At 57.4% G+C, this 25,984-nt stretch carries 22 protein-coding genes and 1 tRNA gene; 9 read left to right on the top strand and 14 right to left on the bottom strand.

Annotated elements, in window-relative coordinates; translation table 11 throughout:
- Window positions 1–18: 18 nt before the first annotated feature.
- From ACR0J5_RS19150 to ACR0J5_RS19095, 12 genes are all read right to left on the bottom strand, one after another.
- Complete coding sequence (locus ACR0J5_RS19150) at window positions 19–1,098, bottom strand: peptidoglycan-binding protein LysM (protein WP_480656245.1); 1,080 nt, start codon at window positions 1,096–1,098, stop codon at window positions 19–21.
- A 74-nt stretch (window positions 1,099–1,172) separates the two neighbouring features.
- Entirely contained in the window at window positions 1,173–2,435 is a 1,263-nt protein-coding gene (locus ACR0J5_RS19145) for a peptidoglycan-binding protein LysM (RefSeq protein ID WP_480656243.1), read from the bottom strand.
- Window positions 2,436–2,457: 22 nt separating this feature from the next.
- Window positions 2,458–3,240 carry a PP2C family protein-serine/threonine phosphatase gene (locus ACR0J5_RS19140; RefSeq protein WP_480656241.1) on the bottom strand — a complete coding sequence of 261 codons (783 nt, stop codon included), beginning with the start codon at window positions 3,238–3,240 and terminating at the stop codon, window positions 2,458–2,460.
- Between the two features lie 3 nt (window positions 3,241–3,243).
- The gene (locus tag ACR0J5_RS19135) at window positions 3,244–4,335 is read right to left on the bottom strand and encodes an FHA domain-containing protein (protein ID WP_480656239.1); all 1,092 of its coding nucleotides are present in this window, start codon (window positions 4,333–4,335) and stop codon (window positions 3,244–3,246) included.
- 208 nt (window positions 4,336–4,543) lie between these two features.
- Window positions 4,544–6,733 carry a protein kinase domain-containing protein gene (locus tag ACR0J5_RS19130; protein ID WP_480656237.1) on the bottom strand — a complete coding sequence of 730 codons (2,190 nt, stop codon included), beginning with the start codon at window positions 6,731–6,733 and terminating at the stop codon, window positions 4,544–4,546.
- A 336-nt stretch (window positions 6,734–7,069) separates the two neighbouring features.
- Window positions 7,070–8,356, bottom strand: a complete 1,287-nt coding sequence (locus ACR0J5_RS19125; protein WP_480656235.1) for a dynamin family protein — start codon at window positions 8,354–8,356, stop codon at window positions 7,070–7,072.
- On the bottom strand, window positions 8,353–10,395 hold the full coding sequence (locus ACR0J5_RS19120; RefSeq protein WP_480656233.1) for a dynamin family protein: 2,043 nt from the start codon (window positions 10,393–10,395) through the stop codon (window positions 8,353–8,355). Before ACR0J5_RS19120 ends, ACR0J5_RS19125 begins: the two co-directional genes overlap by 4 nt.
- A gap of 67 nt (window positions 10,396–10,462) precedes the next feature.
- Window positions 10,463–11,329 (bottom strand): hypothetical protein, encoded by an 867-nt coding sequence (locus tag ACR0J5_RS19115; RefSeq protein ID WP_480656231.1) that lies wholly within the window; start codon window positions 11,327–11,329, stop codon window positions 10,463–10,465.
- A gap of 23 nt (window positions 11,330–11,352) precedes the next feature.
- Window positions 11,353–11,754 (bottom strand): hypothetical protein, encoded by a 402-nt coding sequence (locus ACR0J5_RS19110; protein WP_480656229.1) that lies wholly within the window; start codon window positions 11,752–11,754, stop codon window positions 11,353–11,355.
- Between the two features lie 20 nt (window positions 11,755–11,774).
- Complete coding sequence (locus ACR0J5_RS19105) at window positions 11,775–13,463, bottom strand: dynamin family protein (protein WP_480656227.1); 1,689 nt, start codon at window positions 13,461–13,463, stop codon at window positions 11,775–11,777.
- Between the two features lie 8 nt (window positions 13,464–13,471).
- Window positions 13,472–15,481 carry a dynamin family protein gene (locus tag ACR0J5_RS19100; RefSeq protein ID WP_480656225.1) on the bottom strand — a complete coding sequence of 670 codons (2,010 nt, stop codon included), beginning with the start codon at window positions 15,479–15,481 and terminating at the stop codon, window positions 13,472–13,474.
- A gap of 2 nt (window positions 15,482–15,483) precedes the next feature.
- Window positions 15,484–15,891 carry a hypothetical protein gene (locus tag ACR0J5_RS19095; protein ID WP_480656394.1) on the bottom strand — a complete coding sequence of 136 codons (408 nt, stop codon included), beginning with the start codon at window positions 15,889–15,891 and terminating at the stop codon, window positions 15,484–15,486.
- A gap of 720 nt (window positions 15,892–16,611) precedes the next feature.
- Between ACR0J5_RS19095 and ACR0J5_RS19090 the strand changes: the two genes are divergently transcribed.
- Window positions 16,612–16,696: transfer RNA gene (locus tag ACR0J5_RS19090), tRNA-Leu, on the top strand.
- Between the two features lie 35 nt (window positions 16,697–16,731).
- On the opposite strand, the gene ACR0J5_RS19085 is transcribed toward ACR0J5_RS19090, so the two are convergent.
- The gene (locus tag ACR0J5_RS19085) at window positions 16,732–17,826 is read right to left on the bottom strand and encodes a Hint domain-containing protein (RefSeq protein ID WP_480656223.1); all 1,095 of its coding nucleotides are present in this window, start codon (window positions 17,824–17,826) and stop codon (window positions 16,732–16,734) included.
- Between ACR0J5_RS19085 and ACR0J5_RS19080 the strand changes: the two genes are divergently transcribed.
- The 4 genes from ACR0J5_RS19080 to ACR0J5_RS19065 all read left to right on the top strand — a co-directional run bounded on the left by ACR0J5_RS19080 (window position 17,819) and on the right by ACR0J5_RS19065 (window position 20,029).
- Window positions 17,819–18,145: a hypothetical protein gene (locus ACR0J5_RS19080; protein ID WP_480656221.1), complete on the top strand. Its 327-nt coding sequence runs from the start codon at window positions 17,819–17,821 to the stop codon at window positions 18,143–18,145. The genes ACR0J5_RS19085 and ACR0J5_RS19080 overlap by 8 nt on opposite strands.
- A 28-nt stretch (window positions 18,146–18,173) precedes the next feature.
- Window positions 18,174–18,515, top strand: a complete 342-nt coding sequence (locus tag ACR0J5_RS19075; protein WP_480656219.1) for a class I SAM-dependent methyltransferase — start codon at window positions 18,174–18,176, stop codon at window positions 18,513–18,515.
- Between the two features lie 218 nt (window positions 18,516–18,733).
- On the top strand, window positions 18,734–19,129 hold the full coding sequence (locus ACR0J5_RS19070) for a GtrA family protein (protein WP_480656217.1): 396 nt from the start codon (window positions 18,734–18,736) through the stop codon (window positions 19,127–19,129).
- Window positions 19,130–19,219: 90 nt separating this feature from the next.
- Complete coding sequence (locus ACR0J5_RS19065) at window positions 19,220–20,029, top strand: VOC family protein (protein WP_480656215.1); 810 nt, start codon at window positions 19,220–19,222, stop codon at window positions 20,027–20,029.
- A 12-nt stretch (window positions 20,030–20,041) separates the two neighbouring features.
- Here the strand turns inward: ACR0J5_RS19065 and ACR0J5_RS19060 are convergent, their stop codons facing one another.
- Window positions 20,042–21,898, bottom strand: coding sequence for a sigma 54-interacting transcriptional regulator (locus ACR0J5_RS19060; RefSeq protein ID WP_480656213.1), 1,857 nt, complete (start codon window positions 21,896–21,898; stop codon window positions 20,042–20,044).
- 203 nt (window positions 21,899–22,101) lie between these two features.
- Between ACR0J5_RS19060 and ACR0J5_RS19055 the strand changes: the two genes are divergently transcribed.
- The 4 genes from ACR0J5_RS19055 to cynS are packed head-to-tail and all read left to right on the top strand — an operon-like array spanning window position 22,102 to window position 25,758.
- Window positions 22,102–23,493 (top strand): CmpA/NrtA family ABC transporter substrate-binding protein, encoded by a 1,392-nt coding sequence (locus ACR0J5_RS19055; protein WP_480656211.1) that lies wholly within the window; start codon window positions 22,102–22,104, stop codon window positions 23,491–23,493.
- Window positions 23,494–24,330 carry a nitrate ABC transporter permease gene (ntrB, locus tag ACR0J5_RS19050; RefSeq protein WP_480656209.1) on the top strand — a complete coding sequence of 279 codons (837 nt, stop codon included), beginning with the start codon at window positions 23,494–23,496 and terminating at the stop codon, window positions 24,328–24,330.
- A gap of 12 nt (window positions 24,331–24,342) precedes the next feature.
- Window positions 24,343–25,248 (top strand): ABC transporter ATP-binding protein, encoded by a 906-nt coding sequence (locus tag ACR0J5_RS19045; protein ID WP_480656207.1) that lies wholly within the window; start codon window positions 24,343–24,345, stop codon window positions 25,246–25,248.
- A 39-nt stretch (window positions 25,249–25,287) separates the two neighbouring features.
- A complete protein-coding gene (cynS, locus tag ACR0J5_RS19040) occupies window positions 25,288–25,758 on the top strand; it encodes a cyanase (RefSeq protein WP_480656205.1) in 471 nt (156 codons plus the stop codon).
- The last annotated feature ends 226 nt before the right edge of the window (window positions 25,759–25,984 follow it).

Genomic DNA, 25,984 nt, shown 5'->3' with positions numbered 1-25,984 from the left:
GAATGTGAATATGAGGCTTTAGTTGATGGCCTCTAACAGTCGGTCGTTGTGCTCGTTCAACGTGTCCGAGATGATGGCGTACCATTCACCTGTTTCACGCATTTCGTTCAGGCCCTTGTTCATCAGCGCCAGGTATTTTTGACCCTGAGGATTTGAGCGGTGGGTGATGAATCGAAGCGCGGACAGAGTTGAGACATAAGGGTTTTCGACGATGTCATTCGTGTTCAGACCCATTTCGCTCATGGCATCTGCGAACAGTTGCACTTCGAAAGTGGCGAGGTCAGCCGATCCTGTAATGACCGCATCAAGGCACTCGCGTGCCGTGGCCGGCTGAAGCACGGTCATTGTTTCATCGCGGCGCAGACCTTCTTGTTCCAGATCGTGCAGTGGCCAACCTTCCATGCGGCAGATTGTGGCGCCGTGCAGATCGTCAAAGCTGGTTGCGCTTGCGTATTTGCCTTCGGGCAGGCTGTAGAAACCGAACACGATGTCATAGACCGGTGCCGACGCGTGGAACTGGGTGCAACGCACTTCGGTTTCCCAAGACCATTCGTAGGTGCGGTTGGTGCAGTCAGGAATGTTCCAGGCCATCGAAACGTCAAACGCACCCAAAGGCAGCAGTGTTTCGATATGCGAGTTCCAGTCATCCACGAAGCTGACCGAGAACTCTTCGTTGTTGCCAGCCCGTTGCAGGGTTGTCGTTCCCAGACGTGTGATAAAGCCACCACCGTTCAGGGTTTCGTCAGCGAAAGGGGCCCATCCGTTGCCGGTGACCAGTTTGATCGGCTGTTTGAACGCCCGGTTTTTTGACGAGTTTGCGTAACGCTCCTGCTGTTCGGCGATAATGTCGCGTGCGCTTTGTCCGTTCGGCAGGCTTCCGTCCAGACACGGCAGGACCAGGGACAGCCCGGGGCTCAGCGCGTTCGGATTTGTAATACTCTCGCGGTTCGCGTTGAAGATGGGCTGGTAGTTAGATGTGCCGTAGGCAGCAATTGCGATGGTCGCCATGGTGTCACCATCCTGCACGGTGTAATTCGTGCAAGCTTCCTGGGCGGCAGCGGCTCCGGCGCTTAGAGCGATGACAGCAGCAGTGGTCATCGCAACGTTATGGAGCGTGAATTGAGGCATTAGTTAGTTTCTCCAGATTTAAATTGAGGTGGCTTGTAGTTGTTTCAGCCGTTTTCCATTTGATGGCGAAGGGCGGTGGACACGATATCGCGCCATTCACCGGATTGCTGCATGATCGCCAGACCCTGATTGAGCGTCTCAAGGATCGCTTCCCCATCCGGATTATCTTTGTGGGTCATGACGTTAAGCGACTTGATGGCCGCCAGGTTGGGGTTTTCGATAATACGGTGTTCGTAGCCCAGGCGCGCGATTGTCGCGACGGCCAGGTGGGCCTCGATTGCGACGATGTCGGCGGTGCCGTCCATTACGGCGTGAAAACAATCATCCGGTGAAATCGGACGCATCAGCTTGATCGCGGGTTCGTACAGCCCTACCGCATCCATGTGCGACAAAGACCAGCCCTCGGGGCGGCAGATCGTGGTGCCTGCGAAATCGGCATAGGTCAGGGTCTGTTCATAACCTGAACCTTCGCGGGCGAAATATGTGTCCACGACCTCATAGAAGGGGTTCGAGAAGTTGTAGGTCTCGCAGCGTGTGCGGTCGTTTTCGGACAGGGATGCTGCCTCTTCGCAGTTCGGGCGCGACCAGGGGAAGGTGGCGTCAAAGGCAAGCGTTGGCATCAGCAGGTCCAGATGCGAGGACCAATCATTCACGAACTGAATCTTATAGCCCTGCTCTGGTGCCGCGCGCAGCATCGCCGTTTCCACCAAGCTGGTGTAGAGACCGCGATTAGGCAGAGTCTCATCCGTGAACGGTGCGTAGCCACCTGCGGTGATCATCAACACTTGACGGTCGCGGATTGCTGGGCGTTCCCCCTGATCTGCGTTCCGGATCAGGGCTGCGCCCTCGGCACGGGCGGCTTCGATCTCTTTCCGGGCTTCGGCGCGCGCCGCGATCACGGCATCCTCGCTGACCTTTTTGGCCTCGGCTTCGGCTTCGGCCACGCGGGCCTCGGCCTCAGCGATTGCCTTTTCGGCGCGTTTTTCCGCAGCTTTTACCAATTCGGCTGCCATTTCCGCGGCCATCGCTTCGGCTTCGGTTTGCGGGGCGGCAGGGGCGCGGCCGATTTCTTCGAGGCACGGCATCGTCAGAACGTCGCCCACGCGGATGATGTTCGGATTGTTGCCAATCACATCGCGGTTTGCGTCAAAAATGATCCGAAAATCTTCAGTCGAATACACTTCGATCGACAACTCGCGCAGGCTGTCGCCACGCTGAATGGTGTAGGTCGAGCACGCTTCTTGTGCAGAAACGGCCGCTGCAGAGGCGGCGAGCGCCAGGCTTGAAATAAGGAGTTTATGTCTCATTGCCCTGTATCTTTGCCTTTGTTTATTTTTTCAGTTTGACGACGCCAATCGCCGCATTGTCTTGATCGGGATGGCCTTTGGCCCGAAGGGCCTGCCACAGCGCGTCTGCGATGTCTTCTGCCCATGCATGGGCATTGTCTTGCAGGATCGCCTCGATTTCCGCATTGCTGATGAACTGCAGACCGTCACTGCCAAGGATCAGAATGTCCTGCGCGTTCAGCTCAAGCGGGCTTTCGGGGCAATCAACTTTGGGGATTGCGGCCCCCATGATGACGGATGTCAGTTGATTGCGGTCCGGGTGCGCCTTCGCCTCGGCCTCGGTCAGGCTGCCATCGGCGACCTGGGCGTCGATCACCGGAGCCATCGAGTGATCTTCGTTGAGTTGACGCAACGCACCATCGCGGAACAGGTACAAGGGGCTGTCACCGATTGAGATCCAGAACAGCCGGTTGCCCAGCAAGAGGGCACCCAGCAATGTTGACCCCATGTTGAAGCCTTCGCCCTGTTCCTCGGAATGGGTCGAAATCGCACCGTTGGCCTGCATTGCGGCCAGCGGCAGTGCATCCAACACGGCGGTTTCGGATGCCGAGTCCCCCTCAAGCTCGGGGTCCAGGGCTTCGCGCCAGGCGCTGACCACCAGGTCCGAGGCGACTTCGCCTGCGGCGTGCCCGCCCATACCGTCAGCGACCACGACATATCCTGCCTGTGCGGCATCGAACATGCGCGCGGCAATCGCGTCTTCCTGCGAGTCTCGCCGACCCTGATCCAGGATCAGCGCAATATCATATGCAGGTTGCGCCAGCATCAATTATGCATCCCGCCAGTCAAAGCCGTCATCGCAGAAGGCTGCAAACCGGATCGAGGTTTCACTGATGCGGATCAGGTCACCGCTGGACAGCGCAACCGTGCTGAGAACGGGCTTGCCGTTCAGGCGCACAAGGTTGGCCTTGCCGCCGTGACCCAGATAGCATTTGCGGTCTTCGGGGTCATACGCGATCACAGCGTGGCTGCTGCGCGAGATGCCCGTATCGCCGAAATCCAGCTGAATGGCCTGATCGTCATTGCGGCCAATCTGCATCAGACCTTCGGTCAGGGTGATGCACGCACCACGGCCCGGCCCCGAGGTGACAACCAGCCAGCCAACGGGAAAGGTCTCTTTCGCGGTTTCGGTCTTGGCGACAGGTTCTGCCGTTTCAATCAGGTCCTGAACATGCGTATCGGCGCGTTCAAAGCCAAGGAACGTGGTTTTTACCCGACCCCGGCGGTCTTCCTGCGCAGGGGCAGGGGCTGCCACGGCCTCAGGTTGCGAAGCAGGTGCGACCTCGGCCATCGGCTCTGGCTGCGGTTCAGGCGCAACTTCGATCACGGTTTCCGGTTGTGGTTCTGGCGCGACCTCGGCCATGGGTTCCGGCTGCGGGGCTTCGGCGACCTCTTCTACAGCTTCAGGTTCGACCATGACTTCTACGATCGATTCCTCTTGCTGGGGTTCTACCTGTAGAACTTCGGCCTGTTCGGAAACTTCCACTTCATCCGCCGCAACATGCAGAGTGATAACCGGCTCTTCCAGCTCGACCTCGTCTTGCGGGGCTTCAAGCACAGGCTCCTGCGTCTGCGCGACAACTTCTGTGATCACAACGTCATCGTCGAACAGGGTTTCAGGCTCATCATCTGACAGCTCGGGCATATCCTCTTCGGGCAGAAGATCGTCAGAGTCTTCGTAGCTGTCCGACGACGGCATATTGCCACCACCCAAAGCCGCGCGCAGAGCGTTCAGGTCCGCAATGGGCTGAGGCTTTTCCGCTACTTCGGGTGCTGCGGTTTCTTCAGCCGCGGGTTCGGCCTCTTTTGCTTTGCCGGCACCTTCGAGAAGCCGGCTGAGAGGGCTTTTATATTTGAACATGGTGACGACACCTTTGCTTCTATTTTCCAGAACCTGCGTCCTGTTGGGCTTCTGTTCACCTTTGCGCGTTGCTGCGCATCGGCACTCGTGATCTGGAAACCAAACCAAATCTTGTCTGCAGCGATGGGCCGGTTCCCATCAGGGTGGCGGATTTCCAGTCACCACCCTCAGCGTTTGCGGGGCTGCAAATCTTGAAAAACCGGTCAGATTACTCCTGCTTCAGCTGCATGACGGCCTGTGTTTCGGCGCCATCTCGCAACACGGTCAGCTGGGCCTGCGCCTTACCGTCGGCCACCAGGCTGTCCAATATGATGTCCAGGCTGATCTGATCATTCAGGGTCAGATCGGTTTGGGCCTCGGACACCAGCACATCGCCGCGTTTCAGATCGCCGCTGGCCTCGGCCGGAACAGAGGTAACGGTCGTAACCCAGTTGTCGCCATTGGCGTTTCGCACATCAAAGCCATAGCCGTTCTCAAGCCCGACCATGCGGTGTGCAGGCAGCGCCAGCAAACCGTTCTTGGCCAGCGTTTCGCCCAGCGAACGATAGCGCGCGGTGACACGGATAAAGCCATCAGGATCGATCGAAATATTGTTCAGGACCTGAGCCTCAAAGCTTGCATTCGCACGAATGGGTTCGCCGTTGAGGGTATAGATCGTTGCGCCGCGTTGGACCCAGTCACCAATTACGGACATATCCTGCGCCGGGTCGACATAGGTGACGGCAATGATATTGCCGGTCGATGCGCGACGTCTGGAGATTTGGAAGGGGACTTCCACATCCCAATGCGCAAAGGCCACCTGAACATCTGCGGGAATACCGCCGTCAGTTACAGCGACCGGTTCAGATTCGGCTGCTTGAGGTTGTGCCTCTTGTTGTTCAGCCGCTTCGGTCTGGGCCTGCTCGACAGGCGCCTGAACGGGGTCTGCCGCGTCCACAGTGCTTTCTTGCGAAGCATCAGGTGTTGCGACGGGCTCGATAGTGTCTTGTGCTGCGGCCGGTTGCTCTTGTGGCTCTGCGGCTGCGACCTGTTCCTGGGATTCTGAACCGGCGGCCTGTGCTTCAGGTTCAGCCGTGGCGGTTTGTTCCGGCGCGGAGGGTGCCGCCGCGACTTCGACGTCCTGCGCCGGTTCGGGTTTCTCGCCCGACATCAGGAAGAACCCGCCTGCGGCCAAGCCAACAGCGACGACGGCCACACCCGCCAGCAGTTTGCCATTGCCGCCCGAGCCGCTTTTGACCACGGTATCTACGGCAACTGGCGCGTCGTCCTTGGATGTGAACTTGGCCAGTTCGTCTTCACCCTTGTCTTCGTGACCCAGGGCAAGATCAGCGTTTCCGGCCAGCAATGCGGTTACCACGGCCTCGGCGTTTTCGCTTTCGGCTTTGATGCGAGCTTTTTCGGCCTCTTCATCTTTGTGATCCATGCCGACAATCACGGAAACGGGGCGCTGGTTGAACGTGTCGAACTTGACGCTCGGGCCACGGAACATGCGCAGCCAGTCCAACGCGGTCTGCAGACGGTCCGGCGTGTGGATTTCCATCGCCTTGTCCAGCGCCTCAAGGAAGCCATCCGGATAGCCGCTGAAACGCCCGGCCAGCGGTGTGTATGGGTCGTCCTGACCGTTGTTGAACGCGTTAAGGCGCGTCTGACCGTCAATCGGGCGCTCATCGCTGATCGCGTGATACAGCGTGGCGGCCAGCACATAGAGATCGCTGCTGGGCCCCTGTTCCGCTCCGCGTACGTAGAATTCATGTGGAGAGTAGCCGTCCTTGATGACTCGCAGAGTCATGAGGGCCGCAGATTGGTTTGCAGCCCGCTCGCGCGCGGCGCCAAAATCGATCAGAACGGGGTCGCCGTTTTCATCGATCAGAATGTTGTCCGGCGAGATATCGCGATGCAACATGCCGCTTTGGTGGATGAAGGACACCGCCGACAGCATCTTTTCTGTAACTTTGACGATGAAGTCCGGACCGGCATTGTTGTCTTTGTTCTCGACATAGTCCAGCAGATCGCAACCCTTGATGAAGTCCATCGCGATATAGGCGGTATCATTGTCTTCAAAGACCTGATGGACGTTCACGATATTGGGGTGAACCAGGCGCGCGTGATTGCGGGCTTCCTGAATAAACAGGTCGATGATGGCGCGCAGGTCGTTTTTGTATTCCGGATTTGATGGCTCGACCGCATCTCCATTGCGGTGACACAGCGCGCCGGGATAGCACTCTTTGATGACCACGTCGCGTTCCAGGCTGTCGCGGGCCAGATAAGTAATGCCGAACCCGCCATTGCTGAGGTAACGCAGGATTTCATACTGCCCGCGCAACAGCTTTGCGCCGGGTTGAAGTCCTTCAATCTTCGGTTCGTCGTGCGATGCATCGACCGCCTGGTTGTGGCTCATTTCATTCCGCCCGTTACTAATCGTTTTGCGGTTAAAAAGATGGGTAAAATCACCCGAGCACTCACAACCAAACACAACCGCAGTACTGTTAAGACGGTTAGACGGTTCAAATTTGACTTTATTGGGGCCGCCTCGTGGCTTCACTAAGGATCGTGTTTTCGTGAGCACAACATGTTGTTCAGGAGTGCAGTTGAAAACAATATATAGAAAAACGGCCTGCACAAAATGCAGGCCGATCGCTATTTGTCTCTACTTGGTCAACGGAGTCGTTATTATTTTGGCGCGATTCTGGGCGCTTCGAATCGGGGATTACAGCGCAATCTTAACGAGAAATTACTAGGTTCCGGTTTTTGGCTGCGCCGAATCCACGCGGCTGCCAGCCCAGGCGAGGTTGTCGCTGAGCTGCGCAAGGATGCCGATGGCGTCTTTCAACGGGGCATCACCGCTTTCAAATTGCAGCAACAAGAGCAGATCAGTGGCCTTTTCGAACTCACCCGGAATCCAGTCGGCCTTGGGGTCGATTTCGTCGCCTTGTTCCAGCCGCTCGGCGAAATCCTCGACAATTTCCTGGCAGGCATGCAGGAAGGCCGATGGTTCGATATCAGAGGATTCCCGGAGGTCTTCGTATATGCTGGCAATCGCGGCCAGCCAATCTTCGAGGATCGGGTTTTCCAACGGCGGCAGCGCTGATTCGAGAGTTGTCTGAAGCGACACAGTGTCGGGCTCGGCCGCCTCGGCCTCGGGACCGTCGAGCGTTGCGAGGAAGGGCAGGAAGTCCTGCTCAAGATCGCGGCGTGCGGCTTCAAGATCGGCGATGCGGCGGTCGGACGCGATTTGCAGAACCTGCTCGGCCAGATCCTGTCCGCCGCAGGTTTCCCACAGCGCAAAATCGGGCTCGGGTTCTTGTGCCATGGCCCGCACGGCGACGGGTGTCCCGATGGGTACGACCGAGCGGAACAACTCACCCTTTTCTTTGTTCAGACGCGCCACCACCCGGTCCAGCGCATCCCGCACCGGGGGCAGATCGGCATGAGTGACAGCCATCAGACTATTGGCGCGCAATTCCTGCGGGACCTGGGCCCAAAGATGGCGCTCAGTCTCGCGCCAGGCATTTGTTCCGTTGGTGCACCAGATCGCACAATCGACGAATTTCAGCAGATCGAGCGTCGCCTTGTAGGTGTCGTCCAACGCCCCGGTTCCGGGCAGGTCGAACAGTGAAATCTCTTCCAGGGCCGGGGTGTTCAACCCAACCGAGATGAAATCGGGCTCGTCCGCCGCGGCTTTTTCCAGCGCGATTCCGGAATAGACCTTAGGTTCTTTGTCCCACCAGCCGACCGTGGTTTCGGGCGTGTCCGAATAGGCAACGATCACCAGCGGCAGTTTCAGATGCTGCGGACCTGTGGGCAGAATGTCAGCCCCGGCCAACATGTTTGCGAGGCTGGATTTCCCAGCCCCAAATTCCCCGGCGAATCCGATGTTCACCGCGTTGGACAGCCGTTCGGCATGCGCCAGAGCACGGGCGCGCAACGCGTCGAGGGCGGCGTCTGCCGGAAGGCTTTCGGTCGCGGTCAGAAAGCGCTCAAGTTGCCTGACTTCCTGTGCGGTTCCGGGGAATTCAATCATTCAGCAGCCTCTGCAAGTCTTTTGTCTGGGTTATGCGCACCGAACACTGCGCCCAATTCTTCGACAAGACGCTGGGCGTGGTCAAACGCCGCCTGCGCCTCGGTCCGTTCATCTTTCTCACCAGAGCTGACACGATGTTCAAGATGTCCAGCCAGCAGCGCCATGTAGTGATCCAGAACGGTGTTCAAACGTTCAAGCAGGTCGGCGCGTGCAGTATCGACCAGATCGTCCCCGATCATTTCGAATTCCTGCACAAGCATGCGCTCGGCCCGGGTCACAACGCTTTTGCGGGAAATCAGGCGCGACAGCCAGCTGACTCGCAATTCGACCGTGATGCCGCGGGTCAGTGCGGTTGTATCTGGACGGAACCAGCGAACGGCACTGGTGTTCATGCGGTTCTCGGTAGGTTCCTGCCAGCCGGGCAGGGCCCGCAGGGCAGCGTTGCTTTGCATGTCAATGGCATACAGCTCGCTCAACATCCGTTGCCGCACGACTTGTGTGGCCCCTTGCACCAACTCGCGCATACGATCGCGCAGCGGAGAAAAGTTCAGCTCGGTGTCCCCGCCCTTGGCCAGCAGGGGCGAGTCGCCGTTCGGGCCGCGCACCACAGCGGATACGGCTTCGGCCACGGTGTCATCCATGACGCCGCGCAAATTGGCCAGGACATCATCCAGGTCATTTACGATCTCGGCAGTTTTCTGGGTCACAAGCCCGCGCAATTCAGACAGGGTCTTGTCATTTTCGCCGACGTTCTCCGTGGTCGGACCGCTGCTGTCTTCAATCACGCGCAGGTGGGCCTTGCTGCGTTCAACTTCGCCCTGGGCAAAGCTGTTGAGGTGTTGCCAGGCCATGCGCAACTGTTCGTTGCGGGGGCCGTCAGCCAGCGCATGGGTCACATGACGGCGTAGGTCGGGCAGGCCCGATGCGATCATGGCAGCAAAGCGCAGAACGCCTTCGCGGCTGATCGGACCTGCACCCTGTTTGATTTCTTCGACACCGTCGAGATACTGTTTCATCTGTTCCGGATGCGCCCGCAGCCAGGCCAGTACCTCATCATGGTTGATGCCCGTCTCGTCGCCGGTCAGGGCATAATGCGCCCATTGCGCGCTGCCCATCAGAACGTCGATATCCGCGTTTCCAAGGGCCTTTTCCAAACCCTCCAGCACGTCGGCGCGCACCTTGCCTGCGTCTTCTGCACCGCCGCCCAGTTCATCCACGCGGTTGATAAACACCACAATCTGACCCAGTTCCAGCGCCTGCATCAGGCGGAACAGCTTCAGGTCAGCCCGCGACAGCGCCTGATGCGCTGACAGGACGACCACAAAGAAATCGGATTCCTTCAGATACTGACGCGAGATTTCCTCGCGGATCAAAAGCGGGTCATTGACGCCCGGCGTGTCCGTCACCGTCAGAGGGAACGGAAAATGACCGATGTCGAAATAGACCTCGGCCTTGCGGGTAATGTCGCTGTACAGGCCCCGATCCGAGCCGGGATCATGGGTGCCTTCCTCGGTCGGATCGTCCCCGGCACAGACATAGCGGGCAAGGTCATCCGTGGTCAGCTCTTCCAGATCGTGGTGCTGACCCAGCAGGTGTTTATAGCTTTCGCCCAGACGCAGCTTGGCGCGGGTTTTCATCGCTTCGACCTGCTCTTCGATCATTTCGCGCTTATAGCTGTCCTCGTCATCGGGGAACATGTTGCGCAGCTCTTCGCCCTCGGCGATCAGCGCCTGCCACTGGCGGTTGTCGAAGAAATGGAACTCGGCCCCGGCAGTACGCCCCGAGGGATGGCCGAAATGCATGTCAGTGATCACCGTCGTCCAGGGGTTCACATCAGACGGCAGATATTCCGCCTGCCCGGTAAAGCCGTTGATCAGGCGCGATTTACCCGCCTTGATCTGCCCGACAAAGGCGATTGAGGGTTTCAGGTTCGTCAAATCATCAACGATGCGAGAAATGAACTGACGGGTCTCCTCATTGGACGTCCCGTTCATGTCTTCTGCAATACGGATTAACTCGCGACGGTTGCTTTCACTCATACTCTTTACCCTGGTAACTTGATCTCACGGATCGAATTCATCGAAAAATTGAATAAAAGGGGTGGCGTCATTCGCCTGCCTCCCGAAGGGACGACCACAGATTTACAACAGCACCTAGTTTTCGGGCTTCATGAACTGCGATCGCGAAATTTTCGCCATCGTTCAGAACGGCCAAACCGGTGCCTTTACCGCCCGACGGGCGCATGACGATCAATTGCGGATGGTCCATCACAGCCTCACTGTCGCTGTCCCATCCGGCAAGATCGCGGGCAAACCGGGCCAACAAATCAGCGGAAGGGGTTAGCGATCCTGCACCATCGCAGGCGTCGCTGGTCTGCAAAACGGTCCCGTCGGTGCTTAGGGCAAGAATGCGGCCCTGGGCGACCCGAGCCGACCCATCGTAGAATTGCTGTGCCAGAGAGCCATCAAGCTCTTCAATTGCGACCTCGGGTTGCGCCTCAACCTCGGGTTCTTGCGGAACAATGGCGATGACAGGCTCAGATGGGAATTCGACCGATTCACAGGCGGCTTCGATCTCGGAAAAAGTAATGCCGACATCATCCGCTTCAAGCGCCGTATCCGGTTGGAGCGATACCAGTTCCAAAGGGGTAGGTGCTGCGGCGATGTCTGTGACCAGTTGCGCCAGCTTGCCAGCCAGCACATCGCGCGGTTCGGTTTCGAAATCCGGGGCGATGCCGGATTGCACCCGGAATACATCCGTCACGCGTGAGCTGTTGACCTCAATCGCAAGGCAATCGCCGTTGGCTGCGGTAAATTCCAGACGGCGGGGCAGAATGGTGCCGCGAATGGTGCGCAGAATCTTTTCGCGCCGCAGCTGCGCAGTGTCGCCGGCAACGCTTACCGCCGGATTCAGGCGGGCCACAGAAGATCGCCCGATGTCGTCGAGCATCTCAAGTATGTCTGTATCCATCATGCCGTGACCCCCTCTGGTCCCGTCTATACTGCGGCCGCAACCGGCCCCAGGCTGAGATGCGATTTCGTCAGCGCCAACCCGACATTGGCGCTGCCGCGACAGATGTAGCAGATCACGTGATCAGGATAATCCCGTGTCCGCAGAAAAATGTTCAACCGATCCTTTGAAAACACAGCGATTTCCCCAAATCCCGGATTTTCAGTGTCATCGGTGCCAGATGCGCGTAACAGCTCTTCGAACGCGTTGACGCCCCGTCCCTGAAACAGGTTGGCGACAGCCAAAGCAAGGCTGTCCAGCACATCGGCGCTTTCGGAATCCTGGCTGTTGGTCCCCAGCAACATACCGGTTTCCATATCGACATACCCGGCTGCGATGCAGTCGGGTATGGTTTCCATCGCGGTGTTCAGTGCGGCTTCGATTGTCATCGTCTGTTACCTGATTCTGGTCATAACGCACGAATCTCCGGGCCACCGCGATCGGGTGCGTTGGGAACAGAACCCGCGGCGTCCTTGGTGTACCGAGCGTAGTGTTCGGCTGCAATCTGGTCGAATTCCTCAAGGAAGGCCCGGAATACGTTTTTCATTCCCTCGGCATCCTCGGGCAATTCCTCATCCGCAGTGATTTCACGCCACATGGACGCGGCACTGAGCGGAATTCCGGCGGGGACGTTCAGCAGGTCTTCAAGCTGTTCGTGTTTTTCCTCGGCCGCATCCTCGTTCGTTTCGGACACAGCGACGATCTGCATATCCACCAACCCGTTCGATTCCGGTTCCGGCTCATATTCATCGTCGGTTCCGGTGGATTGCTCTGCCAGAAGCGCGGTGATCGACGAAACCGAGACCTCGGCGCTGGGTTCTTCCGAGCCGTCGTCATCCAGTTCCATTGTCCCTTCATCGGACGCGACAGCGGTCGTATCCAGAGCGTCAGCCGGGTCGTCCAGCTCGGAAACGGAAAGGATATTGTCCTCGTCTTCTTCCAGTTCCTCTTCGCTCAGAAGATCGAAAGAATCCTCTTCGGCCGCGTCATCGCGGAATTCGCCAAGGTTCAGGCTGTTTGACCCGGTATCCTTGAAGACCGCGCGCAGCTCGTTCCCTTCGGTTTCGGCTTCAGGGGTGGCTTCGGGGGTTTCAGGGACCATTTCGGCACGCAGACGTTCGGCCTCGGCGGGGTCGATGCGCTCTTCGCGTGCCACTTCTTCGGTCCGGCGTTCCACGCGGGCAGGACGGATCGGGAAGTTGGTGACAACTTCGTCTTCTTGCGCCTCTTCCGTCTCAAGAACCGGATCAACCAGTTTCAGCGGTTGCTCGACTTCACCTTTTCGCTTTGGACGGATCGGATGTACACGCCCGCCTTCAGTCAGGCCGTGGTCAATCTGATAGCGCGAGAGCATATCGGCGCGGTTGTCCATGATCTGTTCGGTGATCTGCAAAAAGCTGTCGACCATTTTGCCACCGCCGCTGCGTGCCCACAGTTCGGCATCGCCGCTCTTGTCGCGTGCGTTGATCGCATCGCGGGCCGAAAACAGAATCGAGCGGTTGAACAAATGCCCGGCTTCGCGATTCACGCGGCGCAGAACTTTTTGACGGTCTTTGGCCCCCAGCACATCGGCCCGGGTCACCAGCAACAAGGAGTTGTTCTGCAGACGCTCGGGAAGGGAAACCCAGGTTGCGCGTTCGGTCTCGCGCCAGGCCTGGGTTGCGTGGGTGCACCACAACACGCCGTTGGCCTGACCAACTGCACGGCGCCAGACGTCGCTGGAGATTTTGGGATCCGAGATTCCGGGCGTGTCGATCAGATCGACTGCTTCGAGAATATCAGCCTCCAGGAAGATACGCACAAATTGGGCATCGTTGACGCCTACGTTTTCCAGCTCATCCAACGAGATGTTTTCGCGGGTGCCATCAGGGCGGTGTACATAGGCGGTGTTTTTACCCCAGCTGAACCAGACAGGGGGCAGCTGCGTTGCAGTTACCTGTGTCGGCAAAGCCTGCGAGCGCAGCAAAAAGTTCATCAGCGTGGATTTCCCGGCACTGAATTCGCCCATCAGGGCAAAGATCGGTTTGCGCCGGGACCACTGCTCGACGCGTTCCCATGCCTTAGGAGAGACGAAGCGGGTTTGTGTATCTTTTGCCATGTCGCTACTTATGCTGCCTCGTTACTTAGATCTTTCAGGATGTCGCCCAGAATATCGTCGCGTGATTTCTTGGGCGTCATGCCCGCCATCAAGGCGGCCTGGTTGGGGTCCTGCTCGGCCGAGGCCGAGATGCTCAGCAAGGTTTCTTTCTGCTCGCGCAGGAAGTCCGACAAAGCGGCCCGTACATTTTCCAGAACGGCTGCGATCTGGTTTTCCTCAAGGTCCTTGGTGATCGAGTTCGCCTCGGACGCGATCAAACGTGTGTAATCTGCGGCATAGGCCTCGAACCCTTTGCGCCGTTGCCACCAGCGCCGCCACCACGTGCTTTGCAAATCCAGTGCGATGGTGCGTCCGATGCCCAGCGGCGGCGGAACGCGGGGAACGATGGGCGCCTCGATGCTGAACTCACCCAGATGGTTGCCCAACAGCTTTTGATACAGCGCCTCAACATCTGCTGCCGAGGCATTGTACAGCGCACCGGCCTCTTTCCGCATTGCGCGGGCAAAGCTGAAGTAAGCCGCCTTTTGAAGGGTCCGCAGACCGGCCGGATCATATTGCCACGTGCCTTGCTCACCGTTTTGTTCAAGATGAGAAATCAGGGAATCCGTGGCGCGTTTCACAAAATTGGATTCGGCCGAGTTCAGCCGCTCCAGCACTTTGTCACGCAAAGAGGTGGTAAGGGCCGCCGCTTTTTTCTCATATTCCTCAATGACTTTTCCGATGGCCTCTTCGGGGGCAACTCCGTCCAGATCGCGGACCACGCCTTGCCCTTCGGACAGGTTCTTGGCCACTGCAGTTGCCCTGATCTGGCTGGCAATGTTGCGCGCACGATGGCGCACACGGTCCAGCAAACGGTTTCCTGCGCCTTCGACGATACGTTCATTCATGGCCAGTAACAGGTCGGGCAGACCGGACAGGGCCCAAATCTTGTCCAGCGACGGGGCCTGATCGCCAAACCCGGCCGCCAGGTAGAAGGTGTTCAGCGCCTGACGAGACTCCTCGGTCATGATGTCGGGGTTGCCGGTCAGGGCCGCCTCGGCCCACATGGCGCTGCCGAACACCACACTGGTATCTTTGTCGATATTGTTCTGTTTCAGCGTGTCCTGAATACGGTCGCGAATTTCAGGGACCTGATTGACCGGGTCCGACAGTTCATCAATCCGGTTTACAAACAGGATGATCTGACGATTTTCGAACTGCGCGATGATCCGCATCAGCGCCATATCCATGGTGGTCAGGGCCTGGCTCGCGGCCAGAACCACCACGCAGACCTCGGACCCGCGCAAGCTGCGCAGGGTGATCTGTTCGCGCACCATGAATGTGTCGTTCACGCCGGGCGTATCGCATAGCTTCAGTGAGATCGGGTATTGCGGAATGTCCATGAACAGTTCCGCCGATTTGGTCACATCGGCAAACCGTCCAGTCTTGGGGTTGATATCCGGGTCCTCATCGTCGCCCAGACAGACATAGCGCTGAATCAGTTCGTCGTCGAAATAGTCGTACTGATGACTTTGCCCCAGAATCAGATCGAAATGCTGACCCAGACGGGCCTCGGACTTGGCCTTCATCTCGCCGATCTGACGGCGGATGTCTTCCATCTCATCATCGGCACCGGCGCGGTTGGCCAACTCACCCAGTCGGCCGCCGCCGACCATCAGATTGTCCCATTCTTCCTGCTCAAAGAAGGTGAACTTGGCCTTTTGGTCGCCTTCGGTCCGGGTGTTGATGTTCAGCGTGGTTACCACCGACGTCCACGGGTTCACATCCGAGGGCAACAGGGCAGGGCGCCCGGACAGGATGTTCACGATCGAGGACTTGCCCGCTTTAACCTGACCCACCAGCGTTACGCTGGCGGTAAAATTCTCCATCCGAGTCTTGAGCGTCGCAAGTCGCGCCGAGGACCGCGCATCCGCCACCTCTGTCAGTTGGTCGATCTGTGCCGAGAGCGCAGACATAGCCGAGGTCATCGGCGTCAGGGCTTCGTTTCCTACGGACAGAAGATGGTCGTTACGGGCCATGGTTAGCCTCCGGTTCCAGTAGCAGCGATATGGTGTTGAGCCTGACCGGCCGCATCGCTGGTCAGAATGTCGATTCGGGCGATCAGGTTGAGCGCATTGCCCAGAATCGCGGCTTCATCGCCGGGTGAGATTTCCTCATAAGCGTTGGCATCCGCCAGAACTTCGATCTCACTGAACTGATCGCTATTTTCCAATAGCGCCAGACGGCGCCCGGTCGGAAAACCATCAGATTTGGTTTTGGGCAGCGGCATACGTGAATTGGCCAGCAAGTAGTGCCCGCCTGAATGCGTACGCAAGGACACGCCGAAACCGGTGTTCGGGTGGTCGCGATTCAGGGACTTCAATTCACCAAGAAAACTTTCGCGGGCAAGACCAATGGCGTCTTGCTCAGCAGCAGCAGAGTTCATCATGTTGGTCACGGTTAAGACCCTTTTGTTCGAGTTGAGCAACAAACTGGTATTGTGCCAGTGGGCAAAAAAGACTCATTAACTCCCGCTCACCATCATTGTGGGTAAGCCAGTGTTATTTTTTGACGCGAATAAGATTTTTTGGCGTTTGAATTGTGGCGCAAACATGGCTTGCTGAACGGATGTTGATCAACCTAGGGCAGTATCGTTTCCAAATCGGCGGATATTGCCACGTATCTCGGGCTTTGGATCTATGATCTTTCGGATCATTAAAATAATAATAAAAACAATATATTGTCGTGTGTTGACGTGGTGGCCTGCCACGATAGAGAATGGCTTCTAAGGGTTTCTTGATTGTTTCCTCGTGCCCGGCGAAGTGCAGTGTTGGTCCTTCTGTTTCGGCAGTTCAACGTAAACGCGTTTAAAAAAGTGACCTTTAACTCATTAATGTTCTCGATTTAGGAACAATAATTACAGCGAATAGCTTTGGAGAAATTCTTGCCGCTGAACCCAACATGCTGAGAAAGCCCCGAGTAAAATACAAAGTGGGACGGGGTGGCGTGCGTAAACTGACCGGCTGCGCCCGCTGTTCCTGCCTCTGGCATACTTGATGATTGTTGCGGATTAGCGGTCAATAATCTTGCCACTGTTCGATTTTACCTCTCGCACTCTCCGATTTGCTTTGCTATTGAGCACGCCATCCCGGCAGGCGTTGCCGGAGTTGCGGGTGTGGCGAAATTGGTAGACGCACCAGATTTAGGTTCTGGCGCCGCAAGGCGTGGGGGTTCAAGTCCCTCCACCCGCACCACTGTTTTCCAGTGCGAATCGTCATAGGAATTGCTGTCAGGCCGCCTGAGCGCCGGTGCTTTCTGAGTGTTGCGCAAAAACGACCGAAGCTTCAAAAGACTTCAGAATCGGGCGGGCTGCTTTGCACATTTGGTCTGAGGTGACGTCCAGTTCCGGGAACAGCGTTTGAATTTCAGCGACGCTGTCTTCATCCAGCGCGGCCACTCCAACCTGGCCCAAAAGCAGGCTTTCCGATGCAACACCGTTTGCCCAGATGATCTGATGATCGTCGAATAGCAAATGAAAATACTCGACCTGTCCACCCTCTCGTACAGACAGATAATTGCCGTCGACCAGATGTTTCGCCGCCGCGAAAACCTGCGGGGTGCCAAACTGCAGATCGACATGCGCCCCCTGCAGCAGAAGGCGGTGCTGTGGGCTGACTTCGAGGGTATCTGTGGCCCCCAAAACACCTGTGTGGATACGGATGGGCGCAAACTTTCCAATGGCCGTCATCCTGCGATGACCAATCCAGCGGATCGGTTGCGCGCCATGGTCCATCGTCAGGACCAGATCACCGACGCACAGCGACTCGATCGGGCGGGGGCCACCAGGGCATTCGATCATAGCGCCCTTGGCAAAGCATAAAGGATCGGCTTCCTCCCGCTCGCCAAACATCGAATAGCCCGTGTTGAACCCGTTGGCATAGACGGGGGACACCAGTTCAATCGATTGGATCGCCTGCGCGCCAATGGCATCCTGATCGCCGTTTTCTTCAAACTCAGGGGACCAGTAGGTGTTTCCGTTCGTGTCCTGAAAAACAACCGCTGTTATATTGGCCGTCGTGCCGTCTGTATACGTAATGACAGCGTTGAAGATCATCGATGCATCAAAGGTTTGCGGGGCTCCGCCATCGATGCTGAACTGATCATTCGACACGTTGTTGTCGATGTCATAGGTGTCCGGGTCGCCACCGCTGAATCCGTTGCCTGCTTCGGAAAGAGTTTGTCTGTCGTCGAAAAGGGGATCAGCGGCTGAGCCATACGTACCCAAGGCCGAGTCCACCGCGAATGTCGAGAGGGTCTGGTTGCCTTCAACAGGATCCCAGATTGGAAGATTCCCAAGGGAGAAGACGGTGAATGTCGTGGCCATTGGATACTCGCGAAAACAAAAACAGTTATACGGTCAACACAAAGACAATAATATTCGGTTAACACAAGTGTTAAATCCTAGGCTTTGGAATTGCGCGAATCAGTGTTCTTTTTTTGACGCGCTGACCGACAATCCCCAACTGCGTTCCCGCATCTTGGGCAACACTGACCCTGCTGAGCTGAAAGGTGCGACAGGTAAGTGGTCAGGTCCTCAACTTCACCATTTGGGATTGCAATATAGCGAGGCATCCGGTTCCTTTAAGGTCAAGCCGGTGTCGAAAGGCACCTTTCCTTCAGGCTGGTGCGGGGAAAATCCGTGACATCCGCAATGATTTTGAAGCACGGGGGTTGGATGAGGAACCGGCGAACATTTTGGATTTCGGTGGAGGGATAGGGGCATCGGCCCCGTATTTCGCGTCTTTCTTCCCAAATAGCGACATTACGCTTGCTGATGTGTCTCAGCGGAGTCTTGATCTTGCCAACCAACGCAAGGTTCCACGCTGTACGACCCTGCATTTTGATGGAAGCACCTTACCTTTGCCGGACAACAGTCAGGATATTGCATTGGCGGCTTGTGTTTTTCATCACATTCCGAAGAGGCGCATGTTGGCCTGTTTCGTGAAATTCGCCGGACCTTGCGTCCCGGAGGGCGGTTTTTCGTGTTTGAGCACAACCCCCGGAACCCTCTGACAGTGCGTGCGGTGAACACTTGCCCGTTTAATGAAAATGCCGTCCTGATCAACGCACGCACTTTGCGTAAACGGATGGAGGCGAGTGGATACTCACCCAGCGATGTTGATGTGAAGTTCCGAATCTTTTTTTCCGCATGTCCTTAAATCCTTACGTCCGCTTGAAGCGTGGTTGACCAAGCTGCCGATAGGTGCGCAATACGCAGTCCGGGCCCAAAAATGAAACAAACGGGACTGCAAATCCTCAAATTCGGCTTTGTCGGTCTGGCGAACACGGGCGTTGGGCTGTCTGTTATTTTGGCCTGCATGTATCTGCTTGGGTTTTCTCCTGTTTCGGCGAATATGGCGGGCTATGCTGCGGGGCTGTGTTTTTCTTATTTTGCAAACAGCCGATGGACTTTTGGCCGGGGCGCATCCTGGTCGTCCGGGGGCCGCTTTTTGGTCGCGTTTGCGATCAGCTACGTGATGAACCTGGTTGTATTGCTGGTCTGTGTTCGTGGTGTGCATGCGACGCCTCTGGTGTCGCAGATTGCCGCATTGCTGACCTATACGGCGGTTTTCTTTCTTCTCAGCAAGCTGTTCGTGTTTCCCGACCGGTCGTGCCACACACCATAGGTCGCCAAAGAATCCCCGCGTTGGCTTGGGCTTGGCAGGTCTTTGACCAGTACCTAAGTAACTCCTAGGTACGACCCAAAAGGCCCTGAAATGAGTTTTCGCGTTGACAGCAATTTTGTATTCACTGACCTGTCCTCATACGACACAAACGCGTCCCGCAGGTTTTACGCTGAGGTTTTTGGCTGGAAAACACAGGACATGGGCAAAGCAGCGGCAGCATCGGATGACCGCTTCGGTATGGATCAGGTGACATATCATGCCGCAATGCAGGGCGCTGAAATGGTGGCCGGTATCTATGATATGCCTCCGTTTTTTCGAAAACTCAAAATGCCACCGTTCTGGATGTCTTACCTTGCTGTGGATGACATCCATGGCGTTGTCGCCCGTGCCAAAGAAACGGATGGTGTGATCGTTGATGTCCCGCCCACGCCTTTCGGAGATGGCACCATGGCGCTGATCCGTGATCCGCTTGGGGCAGGCTTTACCTGCTATGACGGCCCAAGTATCGACAGCAAAGGCGATGGCAGCGGTTACGGGCGCATGGTCTGGAACGAGCTTTTTACGTCTTCGATCACTGGGGTTGCGCCGTTTTACAGCCACGTACTGGGGCTTGATGTTGTGCCCGATGACCGTTTTCAGGGCACCCGCGCCAAGCTGCTTAACCGAAACGGCCAAGAGATCGCCGGGATACGTGCGCTGGACAAGACCCTGCGGGGCGACAAGGTCTACTGGCTTCCCTCCTTCAGTGTGGACAGTGTCGGCTCTTTTTCCGCTCGTGCCGTGTCTGCTGGCGGTACGTTGCTGTCGCAGGATGAGGATAGCGCGCTCTTCTTCGACAATAGCCGGGCCGCTTTTGGGGTGATCCAAACGGGGGCCCCATACGGCAATACCAGGCATTGATGGAAACTTGGCTTATTGCCATTCTGTGTCTGCTATTTTCATCGATTTTATCCGCGAATACAACGTCGTCGGCTTAACGCCGAGCAATGCCGCTGCGCCGGATGACCCGGAAACCGCCCCCTTTGTTTCGCGCAACACGGCAATCAAATTCGCCCGGATGAGTTCTTGTATTTGGGGTTCGGTGCGAAAGGACGTGCTTGCCTGTACGCTTGATACAGCCCCCTCCAATTCGACCACCAGCTTTGCGCCTTGCGAAACGATAGCGGCACGTTCGATCACGTTGTGAAGTTCGCGCACATTTCCGGGCCAGTCGTAGCTTTGCAGTTGTTGTACCCCGTGTTCCGTCAGAACGGGCACCCGTCGGTTAAGCCTGCGACCGGCGATCTTCAGCAGATGCGCGGCCAAATGCGGGATATCCTCGCGGCGTTCGCGCAGAGGCGGGCAAGTGATCGGAAACACGTTCAGGAACAGATACAGGTCTTCGCGAATGCGATCGGCACGACGAGCCTGCGCCTCGGTCAACGAGGTCGCGGCGATGACGCGCAGGTCGATCGGTTTTTCCCGTGTGTCGCCCAGCCGGGTGACGACCCCGTTCTGAAGCACCGCCAGAAACTTGCCCTGAATCTCCAGCGGCAGCTCTTCTACATCGTCTAAAAACAATGTGCCGCCATGGGCCAGTTCCAGTTTGCCGGGTTTATCCCGTGTGGCGCCGTTTGGGGCGCCGCGCACCTGTCCGAACAGCTCGGCCTCAATTTCTTCGGGGGCCAGAGAGCTGCATTTGAAATGAATGAGCGGCCGGCGGGCGCGGGGACTGGCCTTATGTATTTCGGTCGCCACCAGAGACTTGCCAGTGCCCGTCTCGCCCGAGATCAGCACGGTTGCATCCGTTCCGGCGACCAGATCAATCCGCGTGACGATCTGGCGGATCGCAGGCGAGGTGCCGATAATGTCGTGATGCGCCCGTTCCGACGTGATCGCCTCTTGCAGATAGGCGTTCTCTTGCTCCAACCGGTCGCGCAGCGCTGCGACCTCATCCAGCGCGTCGCGCAGTTTACGTTCGTTCTCTTTGCGTTCGGTGATGTCGCGAAAGATCACCACCGCTCCGGCCAGAACCTGTTGGTCGTAGATCGGGGTCGACACGTATTCGACGCGGATTGGTTTGCCGTCCTTGCGCCAGAACACCTCATCCTCGATCCGGTTGACCTGTTCGAACCGGAAGGAGCGATAGATCGGACATTGTTGCGATGGGTAAACCTCGCCATTCAAATGATGGTGGTGGATCATCGAATGGATGTCCTTGCCCAACAGGTCCTGCGTGGTCCAGCCCAGCATTTCTTGTGCCGCGCGGTTGACGAAGGTGGTCTTGCCCTCGGCATTGACGCCATAGATGCCTTCGCCGGCCGCGTTCAGGATCAGCTGGTTTTGTCGCTCCAGTTCCGCAAAGAAACCTTCGGTCCGCTTCCACTCCAGAATCCCGCCCCGAAAGGTCTCGGCCATTGCGGTCAGTTCGGCCCGATGATCCAGCGCATCCAGATCCGTCAGCGTCATCATCAGCCACCCCGACTTGCCCGTCAACAGCCGCGCGCGCAGCTCGCAGCGTTTGGTTTTGCCCTGTGTCGAGGTCAGGGGAATATCGCGGGTCCAGCTTTCGCTGCGGTGATCGATCTCTTCGATGAACACCACGAATTTTGGCAGCGCTGACTGCAAATAGCGTGAGAAGGGCAGGGGGTCGTCTTGCGGCTTTGCATCCAGAAAATCCCGGGCGTGCGTGTTCCAGTCCACAATTCGGTCAGTAGAGGTGTCGAGCACCAGCGCCGCCTCGGGCAGCGCGTGCAAAATGGAATCGGGGGGCAACAAGGTAAGCGTCATACCCACAGTCTAGTGCTGCGGCGCGGCATCTGAATTCGAGATTTCGTAATTTACGAAAGATCGTAACCATGTGCACAGAGTTGGACGCTTATATCATTGATTAAAAGTCATTTTCTATTGCGCACAAATTTTGTGCGGCTGCTGTTTTGGGCGAAATTCGACTGGCACCATCATGGCAACTTAACCGACACAAGGGGAAAACCATGACGATCAAGAGCCTTGGAAATCCGTTTTCCGCAAAGACCGACCTGCGCCACGGGGCCGATTGCGGTTGCGAGGGGTGCCTGTCCGGCCACGGCCATGACAAGGACTATGCCGAGCCCGAGGTTATGACCTCGGAACAGATGACCGAACGCGTGGTCGAAAGCGCGATTGTGCGGTCAGTGTTTGGGCAGAGCGACATCAACCGTCGGTCGTTCATGGGGATGCTGGGCGGCGGGACCGCTGCGGCGGCGCTGGCCTCGGTCTTTCCGCTGGAACAGGCCAAGGCCGCCATCCTGGACAATCTGGGCACGCCCGAGAAGACCGACCTGAACATCGGCTTTGTTCCGATCACCTGCGCCACGCCGATCATTATGGCGCAACCGATGGGATTCTATGAACGCTATGGCCTGAATGCTCAGGTCATCAAAACAGCCGGCTGGGCCGTGGCCCGCGACAAGTCGCTGTCGGGCGAATATGACGCCAGCCACATGCTGACACCCATGCCATTGGCGATGACCATGGGCGCGGGTTCGGTCGCAACGCCCTACATCATGCCTGCAGTCGAGAACATCAACGGGCAGGCCATCGTTCTGTCGAATGAACATCTGGACAAGCGCGATCCGAAGCAGTGGAAGGGCTTCACCTTCGGCGTGCCGTTCGAATACTCGATGCACAACTTCCTGCTACGCTATTACGTGGCCGAGTTTGGGCTGGATCCCGATGTTGATATCCAGATCCGCGTTGTGCCCCCGCCAGAGATGGTTGCGAACCTGCGCGCAGGAAACCTCGACGGCTATCTGTCGCCGGACCCGTTTAACCAGCGCGCCGTGTGGGAGGGGATCGGCTTTATCCACACCCTGACCAAGGACATCTGGGAAGGCCATCCCTGCTGTGCCTTTGCCGCGCCGCTGAGTTTTGCGACCGAGCTGCCGAATACTTATGGCGCGCTGCTCAAGTCGATCATCGACGCCACGCAATTCGCGTCGAACCCCGATAACCGCAAGGATATCTCAGAAGCGATTGCGCCAACCAACTACCTGAACCAGCCGGTGCCTGTGATCGAGCAGGTCCTGACCGGTACCTATGCCGATGGGCTGGGCGAGGTGCAACAAGTGCCCGACCGGATCGATTTCGATCCTTTCCCATGGCACTCGATGGGTGTCTGGATTCTGACGCAGATGAAGCGTTGGGGCTATATCGAAGGCGATGTGGATTACAAAGGTGTGGCCGAGCAGGTCTATCTGGCTGCGGATGCCAAGAAGATCATGACCGACCTGGGCTATGACGCGCCGGACGTGACTTATAAATCCCACACCATCATGGGCAAGACCTTCGACCCGAAAGATCCCGAAGGATATGTGTCCAGCTTTGCAATCGGGAAAGCGTCGTAAATGTTGGACAACCTCTCGATAAATCAGCGCGCGGCGCTGCTGTCGGTGGTGATGCTGGTGGTTGGCCTTCTGATATGGGAGGCCGCCATTCCCGCCCAGAAAGCTGCCGGAGAACTCACCGAATACGAACGTCTGACCGGTGGCGGGGCGCAAAAGGCCGGTGTGCCGCCCCCAAGTCAGGTCATCGCCAAAGCTTGGGAGCAGCTTTCGAACCCGTTCTATGACGCCGGCCCCAACGACAAGGGGATCGGCATTCAGATCGGCTATTCGATCTATCGTGTTCTGGCCGGGTATTTCATGGCTGCCCTTGTGGCGATCCCGCTGGGTTTTCTGATCGGGATGAGTCAGGTCGCCTACAAGGCGTTCAACCCATTCATTCAGGTGCTTCGGCCGATTTCCCCACTGGCGTGGATGCCGCTGGCCCTGTTCATCATTCAGGACAGCGAGGCGAGCGCGATCTTCGTGATCTTCATCTGCTCGATCTGGCCAATGCTGATTAACACAGCCTTTGGCGTCGCCGGTGTCCGGCAGGATTGGGTGAATGTCGCGCGCACGCATGAACTGGGGCCGTTTCGCACCGCCTTTACCGTCATTCTGCCCGCCGCTGCCCCAACGATCATTACAGGTATGCGGATTTCCATCGGAATCGCGTGGCTGGTCATCGTTGCGGCCGAGATGCTCGTGGGTGGGACCGGCATTGGCTATTACGTGTGGAACGAATGGAACAACCTCGACCTCACCTCGGTGATCTTTTCCATCCTCATGATCGGCATTGTGGGCATGCTGCTGGATTCGGCCTTTGCCTACCTGCAGCGCGCCGTTGCCTATGCCGAATAAGGAACAACACTCATGAGCAAACCGTTTCTGAATATCGAATTGCTGACCCAGCAGTTCCCCGACGGTCAGGGCGGCACCCTGACCGTCTTCGAAAACGCCAGCTTTGGCATCGAAAAAGGCGAATTCGTCTGCATTCTGGGTCATTCCGGCTGTGGAAAATCGACCATCATGAACATCCTGGCCGGTCTGGCGGAGCCCACATCAGGCGTGGTCAAGATGGACGGGTTCGAAGTATCCGGCCCCTCGCTGGATCGCGGCGTGGTGTTCCAGAACTACTCGCTGCTGCCGTGGCTGTCGGCGCTCAAGAACGTGACCTTCGGCGTCAAAGCCCGCTATCCCGGCTGGCCCGCCGCCAAGGTTGAAGAACACGCGCGCGCCTTTCTGGCCAAGGTGGGGCTTGAGGGCGATGTGGTACACCGCAAGCCCAGCCAGTTGTCGGGCGGAATGCGGCAGCGTGTGTCCATCGCGCGCGCCTTTGCCAACCAGCCAAAGCTGTTGTTGCTGGACGAACCCTTCGGCGCGTTGGACGCGCTGACCCGGGGCACGATTCAGGACGAATTGCTGAAGGTTTGGGGCGAAACCGAGCAGACAGTCTTCATGATTACCCATGACATTGATGAGGCGATCCTGCTGGCCGACCGCATCCTGCTGATGACCAATGGCCCGTTTGCACGGGTCGCCGAGTCGGTCGAGATCACCATTCCCCGGCCACGAACCCGGACGGAAATCGTCGACCACCCCAATTACTACGCGATCCGCAACCATCTGGTGCAGTTCCTTGGACAGCGTTCCAAGGAACTCGCCGGTCAGGCCAGCGACGGTGCGGCGCAGCGGCCAGAATCCGTTGTGATCGACCTGACGGACCCGGCCCCCGATGTAGCTGAGACCAACCCTCAACTGCGGGCCGTCAACGACTGAAAGCCCCGCGCACGGACATTCAAATCAGGAGGAACCCCAATGAAAGACACAATCGAAATCCCCGCCATGATGACCAAAGAAGATGTCACCATGATGATCCTGTCGGCCAAGAAACAGGCTGGCCTGACCTGGGAAGGCATCGCCGAGAAGATCGACATGTCGCCGGTCTGGACCCATTCGGCCTGCATGGGCATGAACGCTTTCCCCGCCGACAAGGCCGACGCCATGGTCACCTTGATGGGCCTGCCGCAAGAGGCCGCGAGCGTACTGGCCGAGCCGCCCACAAAGGTCTGGGAACAAAGCGTCCCCACCGATCCCTGCATCTATCGGTTTTATGAAATCGTTGGCGTTTATGGCCCGACCCTGAAGGCGCTGATCGAAGAGAAATTCGGAACCGGCATCATGTCGGCCATCGACTTCGACATGCAGGTCACCCGTGTGCCGAATGAAAAGGGCGACCGGGTCAAGGTCGAGATGTCGGGCAAGTACCTGTCTTACAACTCGTGGTGAACGACGTCCAATAACACAGACCATTTTGTAAAAGGAGTGAGCCGGGCCATTTGGCCCGGTTTTTTCGTGCGATACTTGTGTTGGCGGTTATTGTAGGGCCACTGATGTTCCCAACTCCGGGCTTTGGGCGAAGAGCTAAAATGACCGGCACACGGGATGATCCGATCGACAGAGTCAGGCAAACTCTGACGGCTGGATTTCGAAAACTGAACAGCCAAAACTCAGT

The sequence above is a fragment of the Ruegeria sp. BE1 genome, assembly GCF_056538885.1.
The sequence above is the reverse complement of the archived record's forward strand: the minus strand, read 5'-3'. Positions and strand labels throughout refer to the sequence as shown.